Origin of the sequence: Halomonas gemina, from assembly GCF_023554995.1 — a bacterium.
GTDB lineage: Bacteria > Pseudomonadota > Gammaproteobacteria > Pseudomonadales > Halomonadaceae > Halomonas > Halomonas gemina.
In genome coordinates this window covers 286,518-310,195 of record NZ_JAMJPK010000005.1, presented here as the reverse complement: position 1 = coordinate 310,195, position 23,678 = coordinate 286,518, and the positions used below count along the sequence as shown (strand labels likewise).

The 23,678-nt window shown below is 63.6% G+C and carries 39 protein-coding genes; 17 read left to right on the top strand and 22 right to left on the bottom strand.

Annotation, left to right across the window (positions count from 1 at the left end; translation table 11 throughout):
• Positions 1–126: 126 nt before the first annotated feature.
• Genes M8009_RS13055 through M8009_RS13035 form a run of 5 tightly spaced genes read right to left on the bottom strand, consistent with a single transcriptional unit; the run spans position 127 to position 5,572 of the window.
• Positions 127–1,053: a hypothetical protein gene (locus tag M8009_RS13055; protein WP_250061803.1), complete on the bottom strand. Its 927-nt coding sequence runs from the start codon at positions 1,051–1,053 to the stop codon at positions 127–129.
• 39 nt (positions 1,054–1,092) lie between these two features.
• On the bottom strand, positions 1,093–1,299 hold the full coding sequence (locus M8009_RS13050; protein ID WP_250061801.1) for a hypothetical protein: 207 nt from the start codon (positions 1,297–1,299) through the stop codon (positions 1,093–1,095).
• Positions 1,292–3,505, bottom strand: coding sequence for a cell envelope integrity TolA family protein (locus M8009_RS13045; RefSeq protein WP_250061799.1), 2,214 nt, complete (start codon positions 3,503–3,505; stop codon positions 1,292–1,294). Before M8009_RS13045 ends, M8009_RS13050 begins: the two co-directional genes overlap by 8 nt.
• 25 nt (positions 3,506–3,530) lie before the next feature.
• Positions 3,531–5,051, bottom strand: coding sequence for a terminase large subunit (locus M8009_RS13040; protein WP_250061797.1), 1,521 nt, complete (start codon positions 5,049–5,051; stop codon positions 3,531–3,533).
• Entirely contained in the window at positions 5,048–5,572 is a 525-nt protein-coding gene (locus M8009_RS13035) for a terminase small subunit (RefSeq protein ID WP_250061795.1), read from the bottom strand. Before M8009_RS13035 ends, M8009_RS13040 begins: the two co-directional genes overlap by 4 nt.
• A 166-nt stretch (positions 5,573–5,738) precedes the next feature.
• Here M8009_RS13035 and M8009_RS13030 point away from each other — a divergent pair, with 166 nt between their 5' ends.
• Positions 5,739–6,446 carry a hypothetical protein gene (locus M8009_RS13030; RefSeq protein ID WP_250061793.1) on the top strand — a complete coding sequence of 236 codons (708 nt, stop codon included), beginning with the start codon at positions 5,739–5,741 and terminating at the stop codon, positions 6,444–6,446.
• Positions 6,447–6,464: 18 nt separating this feature from the next.
• On the opposite strand, the gene M8009_RS13025 is transcribed toward M8009_RS13030, so the two are convergent.
• The 17 genes from M8009_RS13025 to M8009_RS12945 form a co-directional block, all read right to left on the bottom strand.
• Entirely contained in the window at positions 6,465–6,968 is a 504-nt protein-coding gene (locus M8009_RS13025; protein ID WP_250061791.1) for a 3TM-type holin, read from the bottom strand.
• Positions 6,969–6,970: 2 nt separating this feature from the next.
• Entirely contained in the window at positions 6,971–7,267 is a 297-nt protein-coding gene (locus tag M8009_RS13020) for a hypothetical protein (RefSeq protein ID WP_250061790.1), read from the bottom strand.
• Entirely contained in the window at positions 7,260–7,811 is a 552-nt protein-coding gene (locus M8009_RS13015; protein ID WP_250061788.1) for a glycoside hydrolase family 24 protein, read from the bottom strand. Before M8009_RS13015 ends, M8009_RS13020 begins: the two co-directional genes overlap by 8 nt.
• Before the next feature lie 113 nt (positions 7,812–7,924).
• Positions 7,925–8,056 (bottom strand): zinc ribbon-containing protein, encoded by a 132-nt coding sequence (locus M8009_RS19340; protein ID WP_250061786.1) that lies wholly within the window; start codon positions 8,054–8,056, stop codon positions 7,925–7,927.
• 162 nt (positions 8,057–8,218) lie between these two features.
• Entirely contained in the window at positions 8,219–8,983 is a 765-nt protein-coding gene (locus M8009_RS13005; RefSeq protein WP_250061784.1) for a hypothetical protein, read from the bottom strand.
• Entirely contained in the window at positions 8,941–9,633 is a 693-nt protein-coding gene (locus M8009_RS13000; RefSeq protein WP_250061782.1) for a hypothetical protein, read from the bottom strand. Before M8009_RS13000 ends, M8009_RS13005 begins: the two co-directional genes overlap by 43 nt.
• A complete protein-coding gene (locus M8009_RS12995) occupies positions 9,634–9,861 on the bottom strand; it encodes a hypothetical protein (RefSeq protein ID WP_250061780.1) in 228 nt (75 codons plus the stop codon). It abuts the gene before it with no gap.
• Positions 9,858–10,199 (bottom strand): DUF1064 domain-containing protein, encoded by a 342-nt coding sequence (locus tag M8009_RS12990; RefSeq protein ID WP_250061778.1) that lies wholly within the window; start codon positions 10,197–10,199, stop codon positions 9,858–9,860. The genes M8009_RS12995 and M8009_RS12990 overlap by 4 nt, the downstream gene beginning before the upstream one ends.
• Before the next feature lie 43 nt (positions 10,200–10,242).
• The gene (locus M8009_RS12985) at positions 10,243–10,686 is read right to left on the bottom strand and encodes a DUF968 domain-containing protein (protein WP_250061776.1); all 444 of its coding nucleotides are present in this window, start codon (positions 10,684–10,686) and stop codon (positions 10,243–10,245) included.
• Positions 10,683–11,147: a recombination protein NinB gene (locus M8009_RS12980; RefSeq protein ID WP_250061774.1), complete on the bottom strand. Its 465-nt coding sequence runs from the start codon at positions 11,145–11,147 to the stop codon at positions 10,683–10,685. Before M8009_RS12980 ends, M8009_RS12985 begins: the two co-directional genes overlap by 4 nt.
• Positions 11,144–11,653 (bottom strand): hypothetical protein, encoded by a 510-nt coding sequence (locus tag M8009_RS12975; RefSeq protein WP_250061772.1) that lies wholly within the window; start codon positions 11,651–11,653, stop codon positions 11,144–11,146. Before M8009_RS12975 ends, M8009_RS12980 begins: the two co-directional genes overlap by 4 nt.
• Positions 11,650–11,955, bottom strand: a complete 306-nt coding sequence (locus M8009_RS12970) for a hypothetical protein (protein ID WP_250061770.1) — start codon at positions 11,953–11,955, stop codon at positions 11,650–11,652. The genes M8009_RS12975 and M8009_RS12970 overlap by 4 nt, the downstream gene beginning before the upstream one ends.
• Positions 11,956–11,957: 2 nt before the next feature.
• Positions 11,958–12,836, bottom strand: a complete 879-nt coding sequence (locus tag M8009_RS12965) for an ATP-binding protein (protein WP_250061768.1) — start codon at positions 12,834–12,836, stop codon at positions 11,958–11,960.
• A 2-nt stretch (positions 12,837–12,838) separates the two neighbouring features.
• Entirely contained in the window at positions 12,839–13,825 is a 987-nt protein-coding gene (locus M8009_RS12960; RefSeq protein WP_250061766.1) for a helix-turn-helix domain-containing protein, read from the bottom strand.
• Between the two features lie 112 nt (positions 13,826–13,937).
• Positions 13,938–14,141, bottom strand: coding sequence for a hypothetical protein (locus M8009_RS12955; RefSeq protein WP_250061764.1), 204 nt, complete (start codon positions 14,139–14,141; stop codon positions 13,938–13,940).
• Between the two features lie 19 nt (positions 14,142–14,160).
• A complete protein-coding gene (locus M8009_RS12950; RefSeq protein WP_250061762.1) occupies positions 14,161–14,487 on the bottom strand; it encodes a hypothetical protein in 327 nt (108 codons plus the stop codon).
• A 58-nt stretch (positions 14,488–14,545) separates the two neighbouring features.
• Entirely contained in the window at positions 14,546–14,722 is a 177-nt protein-coding gene (locus M8009_RS12945) for a Cro/CI family transcriptional regulator (protein WP_250061760.1), read from the bottom strand.
• A 56-nt stretch (positions 14,723–14,778) separates the two neighbouring features.
• Between M8009_RS12945 and M8009_RS12940 the strand changes: the two genes are divergently transcribed.
• The 16 genes from M8009_RS12940 to M8009_RS12865 all read left to right on the top strand — a co-directional run bounded on the left by M8009_RS12940 (position 14,779) and on the right by M8009_RS12865 (position 23,606).
• Positions 14,779–15,540: an XRE family transcriptional regulator gene (locus M8009_RS12940; protein ID WP_250061758.1), complete on the top strand. Its 762-nt coding sequence runs from the start codon at positions 14,779–14,781 to the stop codon at positions 15,538–15,540.
• A 7-nt stretch (positions 15,541–15,547) separates the two neighbouring features.
• Entirely contained in the window at positions 15,548–15,853 is a 306-nt protein-coding gene (locus M8009_RS12935) for a hypothetical protein (RefSeq protein ID WP_250061756.1), read from the top strand.
• Between the two features lie 571 nt (positions 15,854–16,424).
• Positions 16,425–16,574: a PA3496 family putative envelope integrity protein gene (locus M8009_RS12930; RefSeq protein ID WP_250061754.1), complete on the top strand. Its 150-nt coding sequence runs from the start codon at positions 16,425–16,427 to the stop codon at positions 16,572–16,574.
• The gene (locus tag M8009_RS12925; RefSeq protein WP_250061752.1) at positions 16,571–16,750 is read left to right on the top strand and encodes a hypothetical protein; all 180 of its coding nucleotides are present in this window, start codon (positions 16,571–16,573) and stop codon (positions 16,748–16,750) included. The genes M8009_RS12930 and M8009_RS12925 overlap by 4 nt, the downstream gene beginning before the upstream one ends.
• Positions 16,723–16,884: a hypothetical protein gene (locus M8009_RS12920; RefSeq protein ID WP_250061750.1), complete on the top strand. Its 162-nt coding sequence runs from the start codon at positions 16,723–16,725 to the stop codon at positions 16,882–16,884. Before M8009_RS12925 ends, M8009_RS12920 begins: the two co-directional genes overlap by 28 nt.
• The gene (locus M8009_RS12915) at positions 16,881–17,033 is read left to right on the top strand and encodes a hypothetical protein (protein ID WP_250061748.1); all 153 of its coding nucleotides are present in this window, start codon (positions 16,881–16,883) and stop codon (positions 17,031–17,033) included. Before M8009_RS12920 ends, M8009_RS12915 begins: the two co-directional genes overlap by 4 nt.
• Positions 17,030–17,203: a hypothetical protein gene (locus M8009_RS12910; RefSeq protein WP_250061746.1), complete on the top strand. Its 174-nt coding sequence runs from the start codon at positions 17,030–17,032 to the stop codon at positions 17,201–17,203. The genes M8009_RS12915 and M8009_RS12910 overlap by 4 nt, the downstream gene beginning before the upstream one ends.
• Positions 17,200–17,376 carry a hypothetical protein gene (locus tag M8009_RS12905; protein WP_250061744.1) on the top strand — a complete coding sequence of 59 codons (177 nt, stop codon included), beginning with the start codon at positions 17,200–17,202 and terminating at the stop codon, positions 17,374–17,376. The genes M8009_RS12910 and M8009_RS12905 overlap by 4 nt, the downstream gene beginning before the upstream one ends.
• On the top strand, positions 17,363–17,677 hold the full coding sequence (locus tag M8009_RS12900) for a hypothetical protein (protein ID WP_250061742.1): 315 nt from the start codon (positions 17,363–17,365) through the stop codon (positions 17,675–17,677). Before M8009_RS12905 ends, M8009_RS12900 begins: the two co-directional genes overlap by 14 nt.
• The gene (locus M8009_RS12895) at positions 17,674–17,967 is read left to right on the top strand and encodes a hypothetical protein (protein ID WP_250061740.1); all 294 of its coding nucleotides are present in this window, start codon (positions 17,674–17,676) and stop codon (positions 17,965–17,967) included. The genes M8009_RS12900 and M8009_RS12895 overlap by 4 nt, the downstream gene beginning before the upstream one ends.
• A gap of 80 nt (positions 17,968–18,047) precedes the next feature.
• Positions 18,048–18,812: a RecT family recombinase gene (locus M8009_RS12890; protein ID WP_250061738.1), complete on the top strand. Its 765-nt coding sequence runs from the start codon at positions 18,048–18,050 to the stop codon at positions 18,810–18,812.
• Complete coding sequence (locus M8009_RS12885; RefSeq protein WP_250061737.1) at positions 18,809–20,461, top strand: YqaJ viral recombinase family protein; 1,653 nt, start codon at positions 18,809–18,811, stop codon at positions 20,459–20,461. Before M8009_RS12890 ends, M8009_RS12885 begins: the two co-directional genes overlap by 4 nt.
• Before the next feature lie 52 nt (positions 20,462–20,513).
• Positions 20,514–20,879: a hypothetical protein gene (locus M8009_RS12880; protein WP_250061735.1), complete on the top strand. Its 366-nt coding sequence runs from the start codon at positions 20,514–20,516 to the stop codon at positions 20,877–20,879.
• The gene (locus M8009_RS12875) at positions 20,876–21,685 is read left to right on the top strand and encodes a DUF2303 family protein (protein ID WP_250061733.1); all 810 of its coding nucleotides are present in this window, start codon (positions 20,876–20,878) and stop codon (positions 21,683–21,685) included. Before M8009_RS12880 ends, M8009_RS12875 begins: the two co-directional genes overlap by 4 nt.
• 40 nt (positions 21,686–21,725) lie before the next feature.
• Positions 21,726–22,139, top strand: a complete 414-nt coding sequence (locus M8009_RS12870) for a hypothetical protein (RefSeq protein WP_250061731.1) — start codon at positions 21,726–21,728, stop codon at positions 22,137–22,139.
• A 60-nt stretch (positions 22,140–22,199) separates the two neighbouring features.
• Positions 22,200–23,606 (top strand): DNA cytosine methyltransferase, encoded by a 1,407-nt coding sequence (locus tag M8009_RS12865; protein WP_250061729.1) that lies wholly within the window; start codon positions 22,200–22,202, stop codon positions 23,604–23,606.
• Positions 23,607–23,678 lie beyond the last annotated feature (72 nt).

Sequence of the window (23,678 nt, the reverse complement as noted above, 5' to 3'; positions counted from 1 at the left end):
CTGGCTCACACGGAGGATCCACGAGAAGGCCCCGCGTCCCTTCGCAGGGAGGCAGGGCCTCTGGGTTCGTCCGCTGTTGCGCGGCGGGCGGTGCGCTTCGCCGTAAGATCGAGCGGCCGGAGCGGCTCAGTCCTTGTTGGCGAAGTAGTCGAACAGCGCGTCCTCGTCGTCGTCGGGGATCGCGCTTCGCTGCCGACCGCCCCGGTTGGGTACGGTCCGCGCGGACTGCAGCTGCCGCTGGCGGCGTTGCTGCAGGCCGGAGTTGCCCTGGCTGCTGGTGCCGCCACCCTGGCTCAGCTTGTAGCTCTGCAGCAGGAAGGCGGCGTCGGCGGCCTCCTCGCTGGCGGTGAGCTCCTGAACCTTGGGCGGCTGGGCGTTCAGCCAGGACTGGAAGTCGGGAGTGTTGATGGTCTCGCGCCAGTCGGGATGCTGGGCCTCGAGGGCCTGCTCCTGGGCCCGCATGGCTTGTTCCTGGGCCTGTTCCTGGATGGGGCTGAGCTGCTGCTCGAGCTGGCCGATGCGCTCCTCGTACTGGCGCTGCATGGCCCCCATCTGCTGCTCGACGCCCTTGGCAATCTCCGGGAAGTCCTCCTTCAAGGCCTTCCACTCGTCGTCGCTCATCCCGGAGCCTTCGGGGTTGTCACTCTCGCCCTGTCCAGGCTCCTGTCGAGGCTTGCCGCGCTTCTGCAGCTGCTGGTTCTCCTGCTCGAGCTGCTGAATTTTGCGCTGCAGGGCGTTCTGGCGACCGAGGTCGGACTGGTAGCGGTGCTGCCAGCTCTGGGCCTCCTGGCGCAGTCGCTCGAGCTCGGCCTGGGGATCCTCGCCGTCACCCTCGCCCTCGGTGCCCTCATCGCCCTCGGCGGTGAAGCGGCCCTGGTCGTCGCGGGGCGGCTCACCGCCGTCACCCTCCTGGCCCTCGTCGCCCTCGGCGGCCTCATCCTGGCCCTGGGGGTCGCGCGGCTCGACCGGCTCCTCACCCGAGAACTCGTTGAAGTACTCGTCGGCCTTGACGTCGTCGAACTCTTCGGCGGGGGCGTTGTTGTCTTGACTCATGTGTCACTCCAGCGGCCCTCACGGGCGGCCATCGGTGGTTCAGGTATAGGTGTCGGCGACGACCGTTGGGACGTCGTCCGGTGCTGCCAGGGCGACCAGGTCATCCAGGGCACCGATTCGGCCACGCTGCTGCTCGCTGTCGTGGTCCTGGATCAGCCCCTCGATAGCCTCGTCACGCTGTGCCTGGGCCCACTCGAGCACCGCCTTCCAGGTGTCCGAGCGGGGGTCGATCTTGTTTTCAGCCATAGGAATCCCAGCCATTGGCCATGTTCTGCTCGCGGGCCATTCTGTCGTTCTGTTCTTCCGTCAGCTGAGCGGCCGCCTTGTCGCGCTCGGTCTGCAGCTTGGCAGCAGTCTGCTGCATCTGGGCCTCGAGCTTCTGCGACTCCAGGCCAGCCTGCTGCTCGAGCTGGGCGAGGGTGATGCCCTCCTTCAGGGCAATCTCCAGGCGCGCCTTCTCCTGCTCGGTCTGCAGCTTGGCGGCCTCGAACTGCTGTTCCCACTGCTGCTGCTGGCTGCGCAGCTGGAAGTCCTGCTGCTCCCGCTGGGCCTTGGCCTGGGCCTCCTGCATCTTGAGCTGGATCTCGGCCTGCTTGAGCTGCATCTCGGGGTCGCCGGCCTCCTGGGCCTGCTGCTTCTTCTCCTCGATCTCGCCGTCCGGCAGGGTGACCTGCTCGTAGGGCACCTCGAGGGCCTTGGCCAACTCCCGGTCCAGCCCCTTCCAATCGCGACGGATCGCCATCTCGGGGTTGCCGGCGGAGATGTTGGCGTAGGCCAGCAGGCTCTCCTGCTGTTTCTCGCGGACCAGCAGCGCGCCGGAGCCGCGGGCATCGACGGTGTAGTCGCCCTTGATCGCCTCGTCGTCGCTGTACTGCATGTTCCAGTCGTAGAAACGCGAGATGGTCGGCCGGGTGATGTCGTCGTCCCAGTTCTTCACCGCGCGGCGCAGCACGATGTTGGCCGAGTTCATCAGCATCGCCATGCCGGAGCTGGTCTGGGTGATGTGGTCCGACTGCTCGCCCTGGGCGATCAGCGGCAGGTTCGTCTCCTCGTCGGCCAGCTGGCGGGCCATGGTGAAGATGTTGGCGAACTCGGTCTGGTGGTTGGGGATCGTGAAGCTTGCGAAGGCCTCCTGGACGTTGCGCCGCTTGTCGGTGAGGAAGTAGAGCTTCTTCTTGCCGGGCTGGCTCGACCAGCTGCCGTCGGCCGGCTGGATCAAGTCGCGGTTGGCGACGATGATGTCACTGGCCGAGCTGCCGGCGTTGTCCAGCATCATCCGCCAAGCGGCGTTGATGACCCGCTGGGGTTGGCGCATCAGGTACGGGATGCCGAACCCGAACATCGCCGATTCATCTTTCTCCCAGTTGAAGACCGAGAAGGGCCGGTCCTCGGTATCCATGGGGTTGAGGACCACCTTCAGCACGTTGTTGCCGCTGAAGAAGACGACCGCTTCCACCTCGTCGTTGAGCTCGTCCACCTCCTCCTCGGTGATCTGCTCGCCGGCCTCGTCGAAGGCGTCCAGCAGCTCGGCCTTGCTGATCGGGCCGTGGTACTCCCACACCTCGTACTTGTTGGTGGAGTTGATCGAGTCCACCCCGGTGATCGCGCGGATGTCGTTGGTGTGGTCCTTGGCGATCTGGCTGTTGTCCTTGCCGCCCTTGACCACTGAGCGCAGTTGTTCGTCCAGCACCCCGGGCAGCCGGGCGAACTCGCGGAGCTGTCGCTTCGTCCAGAGGTGGCGCTCGAAGATGAACTCCGCCTCCTCGATGTGGCGAGCGCTCATGTCGGGGAAGAAGTCCCAGGGGTCCACCCGCTCGGCGGAGGGCTCCAGGGCTTCCTCGATGGTCAGCTGCGAGATGCCGCCCTGGGTGTCCCAGCGCTTCTTGGTGCGCCCGACGATCACCGGCCCCTTGATCACCCCGGTGCCCAGCAGGGCCGCGTCGTGGATGACGTCGCGGCACTTGATCTGGTAGCGACCCTCCTTGAGCTGATCGTCGATCTCGTCCTGCATGGCGCGGGCCTTCTTCTTGGCCTCGCGCTTGACCTGCTCGGCGATCTGGCTGAGATCGACGGGCTCGCCGTTCGGCCCCTGGGCCGTCTCGCCAGGCTCCACCCCTTCCAGCTCCGGCACCGGCGTGGGGCCGATGCCCCAGTTGCGGTCGTCGGTGGGGAACAGCATGTCCTGCAAGCGGGCCTCGGCCGCATTGGTCTTGTTGCGGGTGATGTTGACGAAGACCTTGCTGCCCTCAGAGTCCTGCAGGTTGGCCGAGGTGACCGGGTCGTACTCGCCATGGTACTGACGCAGATCCTCCAGCCAGCGCTGCTCGAGGCTCGCCCGGCTCTGGACCTGCTCGTGGGCCATGCGTGTCAGCCGGTGGGCGAAACGCTGCAGGCGCTCGGCGGCCAGCTCCATCTCGCCCTGCTGGTCGGTATCGGGTACTTGGTCTGTCATCAGAGCCTCACGGCTGGGATCGGTGTCAGTAGCCAGTGGTGGCGTCGGCGACCACGCGAGCGTGGACGTCCTGCTTGATGCGGACCGGCTCGGCGAAGGTCAGGGCCAGGGCGTCGCCGGCGTCCGGGCTGCGTAGCCCGCGCTTGGCGATGTCCTCCTTGCTCTCGAGGATCCGTCGCTGGTTGCTGTCGTAGCGGTAGGTCGGTCCGCACAGGTCGGCATGCAGCGCGTCTCTGTCAGGGATCATCACTGGGACGGTGTCGTCGCTGAGCCAGTCGCGCATCAGCCACCACATCTCGGCGCGCTTGTTGCGGTACAGCTCCGGGTCACCGGCGGCGGCACCGAAGTTGACGGCCTCGACGATGTCGCCGTAGCCCAGCTCCTCGAGGCGATCGACCACCCCGGCGCCCAAGCCACCGACATCGATGGCCACCTGGGCCGGCTTCTCCTTCTTGATGATCGAGGCGACGATGCCGGCGATCTCCATGGTGGAGCGCTTGGTGTACGTCTCGAGCGAGTAGGCCGCCCGGTTGCGCCGGCGGATGATCGCGGTGCGGTCGCTGCCGAACCTGGCCGGGTCCACGCCGATGATCAGCGGACCGCTGCCCAGGCACTTGTAGCGGCGGGCGGCGATCACGGGCTCTGGCGTGATCAGGGTGTCGCCCCCGGAGACCTGGAAGGCCTCCTGGGCGGTCATCGGGTATTCCTGCTTGAAGGCGCTGGTGCCCTCGATGCCGTCGGCGGAGAGCTCGGCGATCTTGAAGCGCCGGAACTGCAGCTGCTCGTCGTCCAGCCCGAACAGCTTGACCAGCATCTCCTCGGCGTCCGTCCTGACGAAGCCCTCGGGCACCGGTTTGCGATACTCGGCCTGCCAATACCAGGGCACGAAGATCGCCAGGAACTCGCTCTCGCCGGCCTCGGCCGCTTGCCACTGCTGGTGGAAGTAGTTGCCGATGCCATTGGCGGTGGACTCGAGGACCACCTCGGTGTCCGGGGCGTCCGGCACCGCCTGCAGGATGCCCTTGGCGTGCTCCGAGGCATGCGGCCAGAAGGCCACCTCGGAGCCGTGGAAGTACTGGATCGTGGTGCCGCGGCCGACCGACTTGTTGCCGGCGGTGCCGACCTTGTAGCCCGAGTCGAGGCGGTCGAAGTAGAGCTCTCTCGCGTTGGAGGCGCCGGTCGAGGGCCTGACCAGAGCCGGACAGTTGTCGTGATAGCGCTCGGCCATCTCGAACAGCGCCCCGGTGGACTCTGCCTCATGGGTGAGGATGAAGGAGCGCACCCCCTTGCGGTGGCTGACCAGCCAGTAGAACCGCCCCTCGGTGTAGGTCGAGGCGCCCTGCTGGCGACCCTTGAGGATCAGTGCCCGAACCTTGCCGGTCTGGCGCTTCTGCTCCTCGAGACAGGCATGGATATGCCGCTGTGCCTGGTTGAGCTCGAAGGGCTCGACCCGGCCGCTCTTGGAGCGGATCTTCAGGACCCTGGGCGCGTAGTGCTCGAAGTCGTCCTTCAGTCGCCGACGGATCGCTCGCTCGCGTTCATTCACTCGAGCGCCTCCAGGGCGTCCTCATGACTGATGGCCAGCCCACCGGACAGCTCGCGCTGCTCCTTCCAGGCCTGGACGTCAACGTGCTTGCCCAGCAGCTCCAGGTTCTTCACCTTGTCCGGCCACTTGATCTTCTTCAGCAGGCCGACCATCTGCCGCTCGTCACCGGAGCCCTCCCACAGCTCGGAGAGATCCATGCCGCTGACGTAGGTTCGCCAGGCCCTTGGCCAGTCGCGCACCGCCTTCACGCTGCCGTCATCGTTGAGGATGTCGGCCACGTCCATCTGGTCGATCTCCACCAGGCGATTGAGCACATAGGCGGCATCGATGGCGGTCTTCTCGGAGCGCTTCGCCTTGCCCTGCGCGATCAACTCGGCAATATGAGGTTTTGCCAGCAGCTGGGCGCCAAGGTGGCCGGCGCTCTTCTCGCTGTAGCCAGCGCGCAATGCTGCCTGGCTCGCGTTGAGATCCTTGAGGTACTCCTCGACGAATCGCTGCTGCTTATCGGTCACTTTTGCCATGGTTGATCTCGCGCGGACCTCACGGCCGGCGCCTCCGGTTGAATAGGGGCCGGGCGTCTCACGACGTGCCGGCGGGTTCGGGCGGTGCCTCACGGCATGGCCCTCAACTAACCGATAGATTAAGATCGGCTTAGTCGATTCTTTCAGCCTGTACGGATGGGCCTATATGGATTTTTTGGACATTGTGAAAATACTTGGCTTGCCGGCGGCTATTTTAGTCCCATGGGCTTCTCTCAAAAGCAGAGGCCATGAGCAGAAAAAATTTGAAATTGAAAGAAAAGACATTCTGGTCGAAAAATGCCAACCAATATTCGAAGATGAGCCGCCCAGTAAAAAACAGGTCATGGAGATTGAGGCGGCTTTTCATAGCTATTCAGGCGTAGAAGCACGCTATGAACTCATAGCCGTTATAATGCGTAACCCAAGACGCTTTCTACTGACACAAAGACTAAAAAAGTCATATGGACAATTCGACTGGGATGAAAGGTCCAAGAAGATAAAAAGGGTATCAGGCAATCAAATTGCAGACAGCATAAAACTATCTTTTAGCCTCTTATGCTATACAGCATTCTCGTATTTACTTTGGCACCAGACCACTTTCGAACTGCCTGATGCGATCTCGCAAGCTATTCAAGGAGAAATATTAAATGGCGAGATGGTCAGCGTTATAGTATCTTTCGTGCTTTATCTTCTCTCACTTACCCTTTTTGTTGCCACAGGGAAAAAGGTACTTTCTAGCTACATGCTAGAAAAGCTCTTTGACCCGGCTTCCTTTGAAGAACACCCCATTTCTCGATTCTTCAAAACAATGAAGCGCGCAAGATCTAAAATATCAAAAGTTTCGCGTTCCATGCTGTCGTCTTCGCCAAAATAGCTGTGACACCTGGAAGGTTCAACTTTTTGGCGCGGCGAGGCTTGTCCTAAGACGTTCTAGCAGCCCGTTGCCGGTCGCAGTCCTGGTGATCTTCTCGGCGGACCTGCCGACCACGTAACCGCCGAGGCCGACCTTTACGATCTCCAGCACCAAGACCACCTCGCCCTCGGTGAGGGTGTCGCTGGTCAGGCCCAGCCAGTGCAGGCCGATCAGCCCGACGAAGGCGAGCATGGTCAGCGGCCGCCAGGAACGGGCCAGCCAGCTCTCGCTCTGCGCCTCGGCGGTGACCACCTGGGCGCGACCCTGGATCAGCGTGTCCTCGAGGTCGGCCTCGATGGCGCGCAGCTTGAGGGCGGCCTCGGGATCCGCCTGCACCGCCTGCGCCACCGCTTCCGGCTGAGCCTCCACGCCCATAGCACCAGCGACGAGGCGACCCACTCGCTCGCCAGCCGCACCAGCCAGCAATGACCCAGCCACCGGCGCCACCTTCCCCACGGTCTTGGCGACATCACTCCACTCCATCGCTACCGATCCTCCAGGTCATCGACACGCTTTCGTAGCTGGTCGATACGGTTCTCGATGATATTTAGGTCACGTCGGGCGTCGGTCTGCCGGTAGTAGACCTCCGACATGCTGGCCATCTCCTGACGCATCTCGTTGAGCAGTGCGCCCTGGGCGGCCAGCCTCTCCTCAAGCACCGCGCTGGACTGACCCAAGGCCACCAGCTCCCGCCCTGCCCACAGAAGAAGGGCGACCATGACCACCTGCACGCCGGTCTGGAAGTGCCGCTCGAAGATGTTGCGATCCTCGCGATCAGGCATGACGCGCATCCACCTCGTCATACCAGTTGCGTGCCGTGCCGCTGAACTGCCCGCCGGCCTCGGCGTAGACCCTGGCCAGCGTGGCGATGTCGTGCTCATGCTGGCCGTAGCCGGCACCAGGCAGGCTCGCCCAGATGTTCTTGCAGCGCTCAACCGCCTCGAGGAAGTGCCCTGCCTGCACCATTGAAAGCGCCCGCTGCTCGCGGATCTGCTGGATGGCGTATCGGTCTTGGCTCTCGGGGCCGAAGTTCGGCAGCACCAGCTGGCGACGGTAGTGATCCCAGTAGCGGGACAGGATCTGGTAGCGCCCGGCCGCAGTGGAGTAGACGCCCGGCGCATACTCGATGGCATGGTTCGGTGTCGGCAGCGGATGGTCGGCGTAGTCGGCAAACAGGTGCAGGTCGCTGGGCAGCGAGCCCACCAGCACGTCATAGCCGTCGTCACTCGCGGCCAGCATCGCCGGCCCGATCTCGGCGAAGGCGAGCGTGTCGAGAAACGCGATGACGTTCCGACCGCCCGCCTGGTCAGGGGTGATGCGGGGCATAAGGCCTCCGGTGCCTCACGGCAGGGGAGTAACTGGAAGCGGCTAGCAGCCGCCGGAATCGAAAAGGCCCCACCAGTTACTGGCAGGGCCTCTCGGTAAGAGATTACCTGAGGTTAATGGTAATCGGTCCCTTCGCACCTCGGGCAAGGCGGAAGAGTATCTGAGTGGTCGTCCAAGATGACCGTTTCTCCGCATTGGGTGCAGGTATAAGTGCCTTTACCTGGCTTCTCTCCTGTAGTCGGCATGACAGCTCCTTTAGGTTGCGATTACAGAGTGCCCATCATGGGCTATCCCAGCTTAGGAGAGTCATTGTCAGCATGCCAGGGACCAAAGCAAAACGCCCCAGCTGGAAAGCTAGGGCGTAGTGTTCGAGCATGTCTATAGACTAGCCGAAACTGATGCAGACATCAACCCTCAAGCGTAATACTGACACCGACCTCTCGTTCTGAAAATTCTTTAGCAGCATCAATCTCTTTGATAATATCTTCGGAAGAAACCGCCTGAGAACAACTTTCCTCAACTTCACCAAGGATAATCGATGCCAAGTAAAATATAGACACCGCATTCATATAAAGCTCATAATTATCATTTGACGTATAATCCGGAACCAGTTTCCCAAATGATTGATTAAATTTCTTGAGTGCTTCCCCATGTCTTTCGTTCGCACTTTCGGCATCGTGCGCCAGGTGTATAACATCCCTTCTTCTCTTTCTTGAAAGGGTTGACCCGAGCAATAGATCTCTGTCTTTCAAAATCTCGGCATCGAACTTTGAGGGAAGTGAAGGTTGAAGAGTGTCAGGCTTCAACGCATGGCGTAGTTTCAATACTGGCAGCTCATGGTTATAACTAAGAGTCTTCATCCATTCAGCCGCCTCCTCTTTAAAGCCTTCAACCTCATCCAAAACAATTCTCTTTCTAACCTTGCGGTATTTTTCCTCCCTTCTGGATGCAAAGAAATATGAACTTCCAGCACCCACCACGGCACCAACAAGAGATGCGACCATAACCCACACCGAATCCATGGAAAAGAATGACCCGGCTTCCCGCGTCGATTCAAAAAAAATATAAGAGATCAAAACACCCCCTGTTAGAGAAAAACACAAAACCACCTCAAAGCATAAATAAAATTTTAAGCAACTCGAGAGTACATTGTGACCATAGGTGCCAGACACTCCGCTTCCCAACTATCAAGAATGCATAGATTTCGCTCCCACAATGCTCCCCATGCTACTCGATCGGAGCGCGACCAGAAACGCACCTCTAGCTTTTCACCGCACTCCTCCAGCATCCAACGTTGCACAGCCTTAGGAGTCGGGAGCCCTTGACGCCGATAGGGATACGTCACCTCTGAGTGATGATACAGCGCTGCAGCACAAAGATAGCGCAGCGTCTCCAGCTGCTTGGCTGTCGGCTTTCTTCTACCCTGCCCAGGCAGCTTCACTCCATCAGCCAGGAGCTGCCGGTAGAGCGCGATCTGAACCACCTCGGCATCCGCGGCGAGCTCGTCATGGGTGAAGGGCCCGAAGCAATAACGGGCCAGCGCCTGCAGGTGCGAAGGCAGCGCCTCCACCAGGGCAATCACCGCCCCGGCCTCCAAACCGTGTACGATCCGCCAGTCGTTGTTCTGCCGCTGGCTTAGCTGGATGTCGGCCCCGAGCTTCGCCTTTTCTGCGGCTGCGGCCATCACGCTATTGCCGGTCGTCCGATACGCATCAAAGATCATCTGTCGCGCTGACTGATACCGCATCCTATCGCCCCTTCCGTCGTGAATCGCTGCTGTCTGTCCGCCCACTTCGTCCACTTTGTCCACCGGTGCGGTCACTCACCGCTCCTCAAGCCTGCCGTCATGGCATCGGCACTCCTTTTCTCTCCATATCTCGGCGACTCGCTCTCTGGTGATCCCTGGGGTGATCGTCTGCCACTGCTCGAAGATCGCCCCGCGCGAGGCCTTGTCCCGTCCGGCCTTCATCTCCCGGGCGGCGTGTCGGCACCGGCACTCCACCAACCAGGCGTGGTCGCCCATGCCTTCCGTGCGCTGGCCGTAGATCACTCGAACACCTCAACGTCCCAGCCGCCGCCGTCCTTCTTGCGCCGCTTCTTCACCGACAGGAAGCGGAAGGGGTACATCTCGGCAGCAATCTTGATCTTGGCCCTGGCATCGTCACGCCAGAATCCCTTGACCTCGTGGCACTCCATCACCCCATCGGAGCGCATCACCGCGAAGTCGGGGGTGTAGAACGTGCTGTCAGCGAGGCGCAGTTTGAGGCCTTCGAAGCGGTACCAGGCGACATCGCCCGCTGACTTCATGAAGGCGAGGTCGGCCTCATATGCCGCCTCTGTCTGGTTCATGCTGCCGGTCTTAAGCCGGCCAAGTGCGAGGTCGCTCACAGGCCGTCCTCCCGGCGCATATCGCCGTACTCATCCAGTGGCATCAGGCGGCCTCTCTCTCATCGATGAATTCCCAGGCCTGAATCAGCTGGGTCTTTACCTCGCCATCGAAGTGGCGGACTGCGCGGCTGATCGTGTCGCGCACGAATCCCGGCTGCCGGTCGCGCAGCGCCTTGTGCGCGTGGATCTGCTGGTGGCAGTCGCGGCTGTGGCCATAGATCGGGTCGCAGGCCGGCATGGCGAAGCTGTCCGGCGCCTTCAGCCCGATACCGCCCAGCTGCCACATGCCGATCATGTGGTGGGCCGCGATGCCGGTGGTGGCCCCACAGACGCAACACGGCAGCGAGCGTACCCAGGCCAGATAGGCTTCGCTGCGCCAGCGCTGGTCGCGCGAGTGGCTGGCCGGGGCCTTGCGCCGGGTGGCTCGCTTCATCGGCTTGCGTGCCTTGAGCGGGGTCTTCCGCTGGATCGGCCCGGTGCGCTTCATGCCGCCTCCCTGGCTTCGCGGTAGGTGTCGAACACCTCCAGCGCCTTCTCGCTCCACTGGACGCCGTTCTCGGCCCCGTAGGCGTAGATCAGCTCGATCAGGTCGCTGAATTCCTGCTTGCGCATCTTGCTGGTTCGCATCCCGAGCACGACCATGCCGCCATCGATTCCCTTGGCCATGCGCTGGTGGCGGCGCAAGGCGCTAGTGAACACGTCTTTCCAGTCCTCACGGCTGGCCCACTCCAGCGAGCCGTCGATGACGAGCTGCTGCTGGCTGGCCACATCCTCGAGCATCGGCCAGAGCTTGGCGTTCTGACTGAGGCTGCGCAGCTCGCTCGGCCGGCGCAGTACTACCTCAACTGCCCCGGCTCGCAGAGCCTTGTTCACCATCTCCCAGACGATCTGCATCTTGCTGCGCACGTCGCCCAGGCCCTTGATGTGGTAGGTCATCTCACGGCTCATTCGGCACCTCGCTTGGCATGGAGATGCCCGACGCAAGGCTGTGTGGCGGTGTCGGTCGCCTCGTCGTAGCCGTTGATGTGGCAGTTGAAGCCCTCCCCGGACTTGAGCGTCCACTCGACATCGGTCTGGGTCGGCATGCACTGATTAGCCACGCTGCCCTGGTGGTAGGCGCAGCCTGCACAAAGCCGGTGGCGGGCGTCTGCCGGCACACGCTCGGCAGCGACCAACCCCAGGGCTGCCCCCTTCAGGCAGGGGAAGTTGATCTTCTCGGCCTGGTGCGGGTGCATGCCGCCCTCGGCGATCAGCATGCCGATGGCGTGCTCCTCGGCGTTGCCGATCACCTGCTCGACAAGTTCCACCAGGTGGATCATCGCTTCGCCGACCTCCTGTTTCGTCATGCCCTCGATGGCCTGCTCCATGATGAGCTGGCGTGCTTCGCGGACTTCGACGAAAGCCAGGTCGTGGATCAGCTCGCGGACGTTCTTGGGAATCGACAGCTCGCTCACGCCGCACCTCCCGGGCCTTCGCCCCAGCTGGAGAGCATCCGGTACTCATGGGGCCTCGCAACTCCCGGCCCTTTCACCTCGCGGCTGACGATCGTTTGCCCCATGCCGCGCAGCTGGCGGATGCGTGCTGATATGCCGGCATGGCTGTCCATGCGATTGAAGCGCGTGTTGATGACCTCGCCGATCTCGTGCAGCTGCAGCCAGTAGTCGGCATCACGCAGCACCAGGTAGGTCCGGCCCAGCTGGGACTCGGGGTTGTCGAGCCGGCGCGGCCGGCGCTTGAGTTCGGTGACGGTGCCCATGGTCAGTCCCTCCCCTGGTGGTGGTCGTTACCCAGCACCTCGAGCGCGGACAGGTGCTTCTCCGGTACCGGACGGCTGCGGTAGCTGCCCCAGTCGAGCGTCAGCGTCATGCCGCCGCCCTCCTCCATGCGATCAACGATGCGTTCGCCCAGGTAGTCGCCCAGCGCAGCCGCGTCGATGTTGGAGATCAGGATGGTAGGAAGCTGGGCCTTGTAGCGCTCGTTGATGATCTTGAAGAGCATCAGGCGCTCCCATTCGGTGCCCAGCTGGGCGCCGATCTCGTCGAGGATCAGCAGGTCGAGACCGGCGACGAAGGCCTTGATGGCCTCACGCTCGCTGGCCCCCTTCTCACGGCTGAAGGCGCGCTCCTTGATCAGGTCGATGAGCTCGTAGACGTCGATGCCCATCACCCGGCGGCCCTGCGCCAACAGGGCATTGCCGATGCCGTAGGCCAGGTGGCTCTTGCCGGCACCGACCGAGCCGGTGATCACCATGCCGCCGCCCTGGGCCAGGCGGTCGTCGAAGCGCTCGACGTAGCGCTGGCAGGCGGCCAGGGCAAAGGCCTTGTCGCGCCGCCCCTCGGTCTCGAAGTCCTCGAGGCTGCGTGCCTGGAAGCGCGCCGGGATCATCGAGCCTTCGCGCAGCTGCTCGAGCTTGGCGTTGCTGGCCTGGCCGGCACGCTCTCGCTGCTCGGCCTGGCGCTGCAGGGACTTTTCCTCTTCGAGGCAGTCCGGGCACCCGGACCATTGGCCGTTAGGCATCAGGGTGGCGCTGTAGCTACCGTGGGCGCGGCAATGCTCGCCGCGGGTCTCGGCCTTGCCGGCCAGCACGTTGGCCAGGTGGCTGCGAACTTCCGGGGTGGTGGTCATTGGCTGGCTCATGATCAATCCCTCATCCAGGCAGGCAGGTTGTCCATGTCGGTCGGCGTGTAGCTGCCCTGGGGCTGGGGCTGGGCAAAGCCCTTGCGGCCATCGGGGCGAGCCGCCTGGCGAGCGGACGGGGCCGCCCACTCGTTCTCGTACTCGCCGTTGGGGCCGAAGAACCGCTGTCCCTGCATCACGAATTCGCTGCGCTCGTCGCCCTTGGCCCGGATGAATGCGGCGTAGCGCTCCACCCCGGCCTGCAGTGTCTCAGCAGGCACGCCCTCAGCGATCCGCGCGTTCCACGCCTTGAAGGCGCCCCGCTTGGGGTTGGCACCGGCGCGTTTCGGGTAGGCCGACCAGGCGGCCTCGAAAGCGTCCGGGTAGCTCGCCTGCTTGGCGGCAGGTTTTGGCTTCGGCTCGGCGGGCGGCTGCTGAAGTTCGAGTTCGTCGGATGCACCACCCCCGAACGAAGTGAGGGGGTTAGGGGTTACCGGACTACCGGAAGTGGCTCGCTCCTCCCGGCTCGCTCCTTGCTCGCTGTTACCCTCGCCAGAGGCTCTGGAATGCGGTTTCTCTTGGCTCGCTCCTCTCGGCTCGCTGTTGGCTCGGTGTTGTTCAGCGTCACAGCAGGCCAGCGGCAAGCTGAATTCCATGGTGGCCTTCACGCCTTTGCCGCGGTGCAGGCGCACGATCAGCCCGGCATCCTCGAGCTTGTCGAGCATTCGAGTGATCTGCTGCCGACTGTAGAGTCGGGCCTTCTCGCGACTCCCAGCCGGCGGGTGGTACTCCACGATCTCCGCGAACATGTCCATCGACACGCGCCGCTTGCGGCCGGTAATGCCGGTGGCATAGTCCATGTGCTTGCGGATGCCGCGCAGGTAGAGACGCTCGATCTCCGGCGGCAACGCCTCCAGCGCTTCATCCTCAAGCTCGTTCCAGCGCCATGAGTTCACACGCGGGCGCCTCTCTTGCGTCGGGAATTGGAAAATCTCAGCTGTATCGCTCATACTTCACCTATCACTTTTGGTGGTACCCGAAGCCCGGCACGCTCCCCAGCAGCGCCGGGCTTTCTCTTTTCTGGCCCCGGACTCTCAGGGCCTCTCACCGGAACAGCCGGGCTCACGCCCGACCGCCCTCCAGCACTTCCAGCCGTGGTTTGCGGTGACGCAGGGCATAGAGCTGGCTGTGGATGTCGCCCAGGCATTCCTCCATCACGACATCCCCCACGGTCATGCCGCGCTGCCGGGCCTCCTGCTGAGCTGCCTCGCGGCACTCCGGGCCCATTCGCTCTACCGCCATGGCCACCAGTTGCTGATCAATCACGCTCTCCTCCTGGGGCCTGTCAGGCCGTTGCGGTATGTGCCACCTTGCTGAGCAGGCGCCGCTCTGCCGTTCTCGCCAGCATGTCGGCCAGCACTTCGCGGGCGCTCTGGTCCAGCGGCTTGCCCTCAGCCAGGTCGGCCAACATGCGGGACTGGTGCTCACGGCGAGCCTCGAGGGCTTCCAGCGCCAGGTCGTGCAGCAACGGGGCAAGGCGCCCTTCCGTGGTCATGGCCGCGGCCTGCTCGAGGGTGTCGAGCTCGGCATCGGTGAAGCGCACCTTCACCACGTGCAGCAGGTGTTCGCCTTCCGGCTTCCGGCGGCGGTCTTCACTCAGGTATCGAGTCATGGATCTACCTCACTACCAGGGGAATCACGCGGCCTTCACAGGCAGGCGGTTGGGGGAATCAGGCGGCGACTGGGTCAGCTTTCAGCCTTCCCTTTGTCAGCCTCTCGAGTTGGTACTGCCGAAGGAGTGGCACCTTGTCGCCCCACATGGTTACGGCAGACGGCGAGATACCCAGTGCCTTGGCCAGGTCTATCTTCTTGCCGCCGTAGTATTCGATAGCGTCTTGGGTCTTCATGGATTGCCCCTATGGCTTTACAGTAATTTAAGCATGCTGAATACAATGGTGCAAGCATGCTAAACCCCGCCGAGGTTAAGCTCACTGAAATGGGAATCCAAGAAAGAATCGCTCAGGCGATCAGTGAAAGCGGCATGTCCAAGAGCGCCATAGCTAAGGCGTGCGGGGTCAGTCCGTCAGCCGTCACGCAGTGGGTGAGCGGCGAAACCAAAGCGCCCACAGCAGAGCGCCTACTCAAGCTCGCACGTGCCACGAGGGTCTCCTACACCTGGCTAATTGATGGCAGGGGTCATGTGAATGCGACTGATGAGGTTTCAGAGCGATCTTTGTCACCGCCTGACAGCAACGCTGAGTTGGTGGACATGGAGATCGTCGATGGCGACGAGCCGTTGCGGCCCGACGAGGTATGGCTACCTGTCTTCCGGGAGGTTGAGTTCGCCGCTGGCGACGGTGCCACCCAGGTCATCGAAAACCATGGCGCCCGGGAACGCTTCAGCCTGCCCCGTCTGTCACGTGCCGGCATCCAGCCGGAGAATGCTGGCCTGGCGGTGGCCAAAGGGAACTCAATGGAGCCATCCATCCACGATGGCGCGACGATCGGTATCGACAAGGGCTGTAGGCAGGTCATAGACGGCAAGATCTACGCCCTGGATCATGGCGGCATGCTCCGGGTGAAACGACTGTACCGGATGCCACTCAACCGGGTGCGGGTGGTCAGTGATAACGGCGACGAGTATCCGGAGGAGGCCTATAGTCTGACCGACCCAGACGCCCCGCGTATCATCGGTCGTGTATTCTGGTGGGAGAATTTCGACTGAGGACCTAATGCGTTACGACGGCATAGGAATGGGCGGCGCCGGAAGCGCCATCACAATCTTGTTCCTCGCGGCCCTGGTCGCCTTCATGGTGCTCGCCTCTCTTCACAAACGATGGCCTCGCCAGGTCGAGAACTTCATTGGCAGCCTGGTTGGCATGGCAGTCGGCGGATTCTGGCTGACCGTATTTACCCTGATAGTCGTCGGCATCTCAATTCCGGTCGCTGGCGCACTGGATCTTGATCGTACCGGTCAGATGATCAGCTGGCCGGTGATTGCAGTCGCGCTTTATATGGTTGGTGCGAAGTTGAAGTAACCTCGCTCCCTCTTGCCTGCCCGCCCGCCGAGGCGGGCTTTTTTTCGCCTGATGCTTAAGCTTGCTAAATTTTTTTGGGGCTACAGCTTGACGGATACTTTCAGTATGCTTAAATTAAATCGCACGAACACGGCACAGCCGGTTCAGGCCTTCACAGGCCATCGCTCTTTAACAAGCCGCCGCAAGAACGCGCACAGCCATCCCGCATGCGGAGACGTGAAGGGCCCAGAGAAAAGCCCGGCGTCGCGGGGCGGCACCTGACAGACGTGGTGACGTAGTGCTGCTGGGGGACACCTGCCTCAGGGGCTATCGCTGGCGACAGCGGTTGTGCGCGAGAACGCTGGCCACCGGGCGTATCGGTGGCCATCGGGAAGGGTTCGCAGCGACGGTAGCTTAACCGGACAGTGAATCTGCGGGCTGTCTGAAGTCGAGCCCTTCCCGATGCACGCGATCCGCTGCGTAGTGCGGCCCTGAGCCCGCCGGTGGGCCGGAATACGCCGGCACTCATTCCCTGCAGGCCTTACGGCCCTTTGCCCCGCTCTGGCGGGGCCTTTTCTTCCTGGAGGTTGGCATGGACAGCAACGTCACACCGATGACCAAGCACCAGTCACGCATTCGAAACGACCAGCGGGCGACCAGTCGTTACGCCAGACGCAAGGACATCGACCGCTGGCATGAACGCCGGCGGCTCGAGCGTGAGCTGCAGGAGGTGATCCAGTGAGCGCCCGCTACATCCTCCGCGAGCAGCGCCACGATCGCATCGTTCCGCGTCCCGACCTGGGGCTGTACCCCTCACGCAAGCAGGCCAAGAACGGCGCCCGGCATCACGAGCTGCCGATCAGGCTGATTCACCTGGTCAGGAGATCGCCATGGCAGAACAAGAAACCCGCTTGCTGATAGGGCTGGCCCCCTGGCTTCTCGTAGCCGCCCCCCTGGCTGGAGTGATCATCGTCTACCTGACGCCCCGGCTGCCGTGGCGGCTGATCGCCCTCGCCGTGGTCGTCGCCCTTATCGTCGTGGAGGTCCTATGAGCACTCCTCAGCAGCTGGCCGCCTGGCTGGCCGACACCATCCCCGCCCACTGGGCATCGATCATCGCCAGCTTCGGCCTGTTCGGCGGCCTGATCGTCGCTGCCTGCCTGGTCGGCTGGTACCTGGAGAGCAAGGAGTTCGCCCCATGAAGCCAAGCCCGCTCGTCATCGAGCACCGAGCACAGCACCGGGCACGCAAGATCATTGCCCCACCCGAGGCGCCCATCATCACCGACAACCGAGATATCTGGCGGCGTCGCATTGCCTGGCACAGGGCCACCAACCAGCGCTACCCCGTGTCGATCTGGAGGGCGTCATGAGTTCCGTGATGCAGCAAGAGGTGATCCGCCGGCTTCGTGATTTCGGCGGAAGCGACATTCAGGTCGTGGACGGGAGGATCTACGAGCTGAGTCTTCGCGAGCTCGACCTGGAAACCGTCCGCCAGGCAGTTCGCAATTTCATCGATCAGGAGCAGGCCCATGAGATTCGATAACGCCAAGCTGCTGGCCGCCATTCAGGCGCTAACCATTGCGGCCGCCAATCAGACCGGACACCGCGTGATTCATGAAGTGCGCGCCGACAGCCATCCGCGGGGCGACTACTTCGTCAGCGAGATCCGCATCTATGCCAAAGGCGCCGCCGGCTGCGAGCTCATCTATCGCACCGTTGCTCAGGTCGAAGGCGATGGTCGCGACGAGCCGACAGGCTTCGAGGAAGAAGAACGCACCCTGTCCGCTCAGCGCGACGAGCTGGCCAGCTGGATCGTCGCCCACCGCAAGGGAGAAGCCGCATGAACAGCTACACCATCGGCATGAGCCGACCCGCCACCCGTCGTGACATCACCGAGCGCGCCGAGGCCGCCATCGAGGCCGTCGAAGAGCGCAACCCCGAGGCGCTGCTGGCCTTTGCCGAGCACGCCATCGACGAGGGGCTGCTGGGGTACGGCATCGAGGAGCTGAGCCTGGGTCTCACCGTGGAGCAGCTAGTCAGGCAGTACGCCAGCACCACGGACGGCAAAGCGGAGGTCAGGGCTTGGGCCCGGCAGCTCGCCGAGGCGCAGTGCGAGGACGGCATCGCCGCATAAAGAAGCCCGCTTGCCTGCAGGCACAGGTAGGCGGGCCGGATGATCCACTTGGCAATGAATCACTGAGGAGTATCACCCCTATGAACCAGCCCGCGCAAGTTCACCAGCATCCGCATCAGGGGCAACAGCAGACGCCCTTTCAGATGATGGCCACCCGGCTGAGCGTGGACCCTGAAACCGTCCAGAACCTGATGACCCAGACGCTAATGAAGGCCAAAGGCGGTCAGCAGCAGGTCAGCCATGAGGAGCTGATGGTCTTCATGTCCATCGCCAACGAATACCGGCTGAACCCGCTGGCCAAGGAGATCTACGCCTTCAACAACCGCGGCGCCATTCAGCCGATCGTCAGCATCGACGGCTGGCTGAAAATCATCAACGGCCACCCGCAGTTCGACGGCATGGAGTTCGACGACAAGCTCGATAGCAACGGCAACCTGATGGCGATCACCTGCCGAATCTTCCGCAAGGACCGCAGCCGTGCCACCGAGGTCACCGAGTACCTGCAGGAGTGCGCCGGCACCAGCGAGCCCTGGAAGAAGTGGCCGGTCCGGATGCTTCGCCACAAAGCCACGATCCAGTGCGCCCGCTACGCCTTCGGGCTCTCCGGAATCATCGACGAGGACGAGGCCGACCGCTACCGCTCGACCAACGTGGAGCGCGACGTCACCCCGCAACGCGAGGCGCTGGCGTATTACCCCGCCGACCAGTTCGACAACAACTTCCCAACCTGGAAAGCCGCCATCGAGGCGGGCAAGCGCACACCCGAGCAGATCATCTCCATGGTCAGCAGCAAGGCGCTGCTCACCGAGGAACAGGAACAGCAGATTCGCGAGGTGCAGGCATGAAAATCGTCAACGTCCAACAAGGCAGCCAGGAGTGGCACGACCTGCGCGCCAATCACGACACCGCCAGCGAGGCCTCGATCATGATGGCCTGCTCCAAGAACGTGAAGCGCAACGACCTTCTGCACATGAAGGCGACCGGATCGGAGCGCGAGTTCAGTGACTGGTTCCAGCGTAACGTGCTGGACAAGGGGCATGAGGTCGAAGCCAAGGCCCGCCCAATGGCTGAGGAGATAGTCGGCGAGGAGCTGTTCCCCGTCACCGGCATTAGCGAGGAGCACTCCAACCTGCTGGCGAGCATGGATGGCATCACCATGCTGGAGGATGTCGGCTGGGAGTGTAAGCAGTGGAATGCCGTCAAGGCCGATACGGTGCGCGGCGGCGCTATCCCAGATGAGGACTACTGGCAGGTCGTCCAGCAGCTGGTGGTGAGCGGCGCCGACAAGTGGCTCTACATGGTGACGGACGGCACCGACGAGAACACGGTCTACATCTGGGTCTCGCTGGACGACTTCCACGCCAGCCAGCTGATCACCGGCTGGGACCAGTTCCGCCAGGATCTCGCCAGCTACCAGCCCACCGAGCAGAAGGTGGCGCCCGCGGGTGAGGCGCCCGACAACCTGCCGGCGCTGCGCATCGAGCTGGACGGCGCCGTCACCGCCAGCAACCTGCCGGACTTCAAGGCCCGCGCCCTGGCGATGATCAAGGGCATCAAGACCAAGCTGGTCAGCGACAAGGAATTCGCCGATGCCGAGTCCACGGTCAAGTTCCTCGAGAAGGGCGAGAAGCAGCTCAAGGCCAGCAAGCAGGCCGCACTCGAGCAGACCGCCAGCATCGCCGAGGTGTTCGCCACCATTGACGAGCTGACCGAGACGATGCGCGGCAAGCGGCTGCACCTCAACAAGCTGGTCAAGGCCGAGAAGGAAAATCGCCGGCTCGACATTCAGCGCCAGGCCGACGCGAACTTCCGGTCATGGCTGGCCAACGAAGTCCTCTCCCCGGTGGCGATCACCAGCACCCTGGACGTGGCCGGCGCCATGAAGGGCAAGAAGACCATCGCCACCCTGCAGGCCGCCGCCGATGACGAGGTAGCCCGCGCCAAGATCGAGGCCCAGCAGGAGGCCAAACGCCTGACGGACAACCAGGCACTGCTAGAGCAGCACCAGGGCGACCACGCCTTCCTGTTCAGCGACTGGCGTGAGCTGATCCAGAAGGATGCCGACTTCATCAAGCTGCAGGTCGAAAACCGCATCGCCCATCACAAGCAGGAGGAGCAGAAGAAGCTCGAGGCCGAGCGCGAACGGATCCGGCAGGAAGAAGCAGTCAAGGCCCAGGCCGCCCAGGAAGCCGAGGCCACCAGCCACGCGGCGCCCAGCCAGGATCCGGCGCATGTCGGCGTCGATCCCGGTGCCGGTGATGACCAGACCGTCGAGCACACCACCCGGGGCCCGATCGACACCAGTCGCATCAGCCAGGCCGCCGGTAACTTCCAGCGTGGCAGCCAGGTCGCCAAGCCCGAGACGGTAACCATCAGCCGCAAGGAGTACGAAGCCCTCGTCGCCGACCAGGCCAAGCTCTACGCCCTGCTGGATGCCGGTGTCGAGAAGTGGAGCGGCTACCGCAACGCCCTGGCCTCGCTCGAGGCCGCCTGATCACCCACCCGGGGCCGGCAGGCCCCATCACCCGCCCCAGGAGGGCACTGCAATGAGTCACCCCACCAACGTCACGGCGTTCTTCGAGGATCTGGACGGCGGCGTTCTCGCCGAGCGTCTCGGCACCATCCTCAGCCACGCGGCCGCCGCGGCTACCGACAACCCCAAGAAGAAGGCCAAGGTTTCGCTCGAGCTGACCGTCGAGAACATCGGTTCCGGCAGTCAGGTCGGCGTGATCCACAAGCTGTCCTTCAAGGTGCCCACCGCTCACGGCACCACCGCCGAGGACCACACCACCGAAACGGTCATGTACGTCAACCAGGGCGGCGAGATGACCCTGGAGCCGAAGAACCAGTTCGACATGATCGGCCACCAGCACCGCAAGACCACCCAGCAGCAACAGGAGAATGACCAGTGAGCCTGACCAAGGAAGCCCTTCAGCATATCGAGGCCAGCCACAAGACCGGCACCGAGGTCCTAGACGGCGAGGCCCTAATCCTGGGTAGTGAGTTCCAGCTCGCCGACCTCGAGAAGTACCGCGCCCAGCGCCGCCGGTTCCGCGGCAAGTTCGAGACCCAGAGTCTGGCCGCCTTCAACGCCTACGTTCAGGCGCGCTTCGATGCCAATGCGCCGCGCCAGACGCCGATCTTCATCGACCGTGACGCCATGTCAGCCCGCTGCTATCTCGACATCGGCCACGTCCACGAGCCCGGCCACTGCGATCACGTCGCCTCGCTGGTGCTGCCCAAGACGCCGGAGTTCACCGACTTCCTGCGCGCCAACGGCAATACCTACGACCAGGACAGCATCGTCGAGCTGCTCGAGGACTGGGGCCACCTGATGGTCTTCGAGAACAGCAAGGGCGAGTCGTTGGAGCTGCGCAAGGTGCTGCATGCCTTCCGCAAGGTCTCCATCGACGACCTGACCAGCATCGACAGCGACAAGCAGGAGCACAGCTCTCAGGTTGGCGTCATGAACAAGGTGACGGTGAAGAACGCCGAGCGCTTGCCGGCGGTGATCACCTGGCGCTTCGCCCCGCATGACGGCCTCGACGAGCGCGACTTCGCCATGCGCGTCGCCAGCCTGACCAAGGGTGGCCCGGGCTTCCGGCTTCGCGCCATGGCGCTGGATGCCACCAATGCCGAGATCGCCGAGGAGTTCGCCGGCCGAATCGAGGAGGCGCTGCCCGAGCTCGAGTGCCTGCAGGGCACCTTCAACCCCTGACGATACCGGGCCCTGCGGGGCCCTTTCTCACGGAGGCCCCATGCCACAGCCACGCCGACCATGGAGTCGGGTCGAATACGACCGCCTCGACGAGCTGCTCGCTGCTGGATATCGGTATGCCGACATCGCCGCCGACCTGGGGCGTGGCGTCATCGAGACCCGCGGCACTGCCCAGCGCATCGGCCTGACCCACAAGGCCCGCATGGGCTGGCGGCGCCGGGACTGGGCGCCCATCGATGCCGCCATCATCGACTGTATCGAGGCGCGATGCCTGAGCGTACCCCAGGCCGCCCGGCACCTGACGGCGCTGGGTACGCCGGTGGCGGCCGGGACCATCTACAAGCGCCTCGCCGCCATGCCCTCGCAGGTCCGCAAGCAAGCGACCGAGAACGGCAGGCGACGAAAGCGCAGCAACGCCGAGCGCATGCGGATGCGCGTCAAGCGCGCCGCCTGAGCCGTCAACCAACCACACCTGCCCGCCACCCGGCGGGCTTTCTGATTCTGGAGGGAGCCAGTGACCAGTCTCAACCTCTTCGGCCACGAGCTGGTGGTCGATAACTTCGCTGGCGGTGGCGGTGCATCCGAGGGCATCGAGCAGGCACTGGGCCGGCCGGTGGACCTCGCCATCAACCACGACCAGACCGCCATCGCCGTGCACACCGCCAACCACCCGGGCAGTGAGCACAGCGTGGCCGACGTGTGGGACATCGACCCCGAGCAGGCGACCCACGGCATGCCGGTGGGGCTGGCCTGGTTCTCGCCAGACTGCCGGCACCACAGCAAGGCCAAGGGCGGAAGGCCGGTATCGAAGAGCGTGCGCGGCCTCGCCTGGGTGGCAGCCCGCTGGGCGGCCAAGGTAAAGCCCAGGGTGATCGTGCTGGAGAACGTGGAGGAGTTCCTCGACTGGGGCCCGCTGATCAAGGACGCCCAGGGCCGCATCGTGCCGGACCCTGCGCGCAAGGGGCAGACCTTCCGCGGCTTCGTGCGCACCCTCAAGCGCCACGGCTACCAGGTGGACTGGCGGATCCTGCGCGCGTGTGACTTCGGGGCTCCGACCATCCGCCGGCGGCTATTCTTGGTAGCCCGGCGTGACAGCCTGCCGATCGCCTGGCCGAAGCCTACCCACGGCGACCCGGCCTCGCCGGACGTCCGCCGGGGCAAGCGTCCCGCCTGGCGCACCGCCGCCAGCTGCATCGACTGGTCGCTGCCCTGCCCCAGCATCTTCGAGCGCACCCGGCCACTGGCCGAGGCCACCCTGCGCCGCATCGCCAAGGGCGTGATGCGCTATGTGGTCGAGAGCGGCGAGCCCTTCATCGTGCCGATCGCCAACTACGGCAACGGCTCGGAGCTGGTCAACGCCCTTCGCGAGCCGCTGCGCACCATCACCGCCTGGCCCAAGGGCGGCAGCTTCGCCCTGGTCTCGGCCTTCCTGGCCAAGCACTACGGCGGCGTGGTGGGTGCCGACCTGCGTCAGCCGCTGCCGACCATCACCGCCACCGACCACAGCGCACCGGTGGCCGTCACCCTGCAGCAGGCCAGCGGCCTCGGAAATGGCCATGCCGAGTCGGTCGCCGCTTTCCTGGTGAAGTATTACGGCCGCGGCATCGGGCAGGAGTGCGGCGAGCCACTGCACACCATGCCCACCCGGGACCGCTTCGGGCTGGTGACCGTGACTATCGAGGGTGAGGAGTACGTGATCACCGACATCGGCATGCGCATGCTCCAGCCGCACGAGCTGGCCATGGCCCAGGGCTTCCCCGAGGACTACCAGTTCGCCCGGGTGCAGGGGCGGCCCGTGCCGAAGTACCAGCAGGTGCGCCTGATTGGTAATTCAGTCTGCCCGCCGATGGCCCGCGCCATCGTCGAGGCCAACTTCACCCACGAGCGCCGCTTTATGACGGCGCCCAAGGAGGCTGCATGAACTGGACCGACGCAATAGAGCTGTACGGCGAGCTTGGCGCCCGAGCCATGGAGCTCGCTGATGCCAACGCCG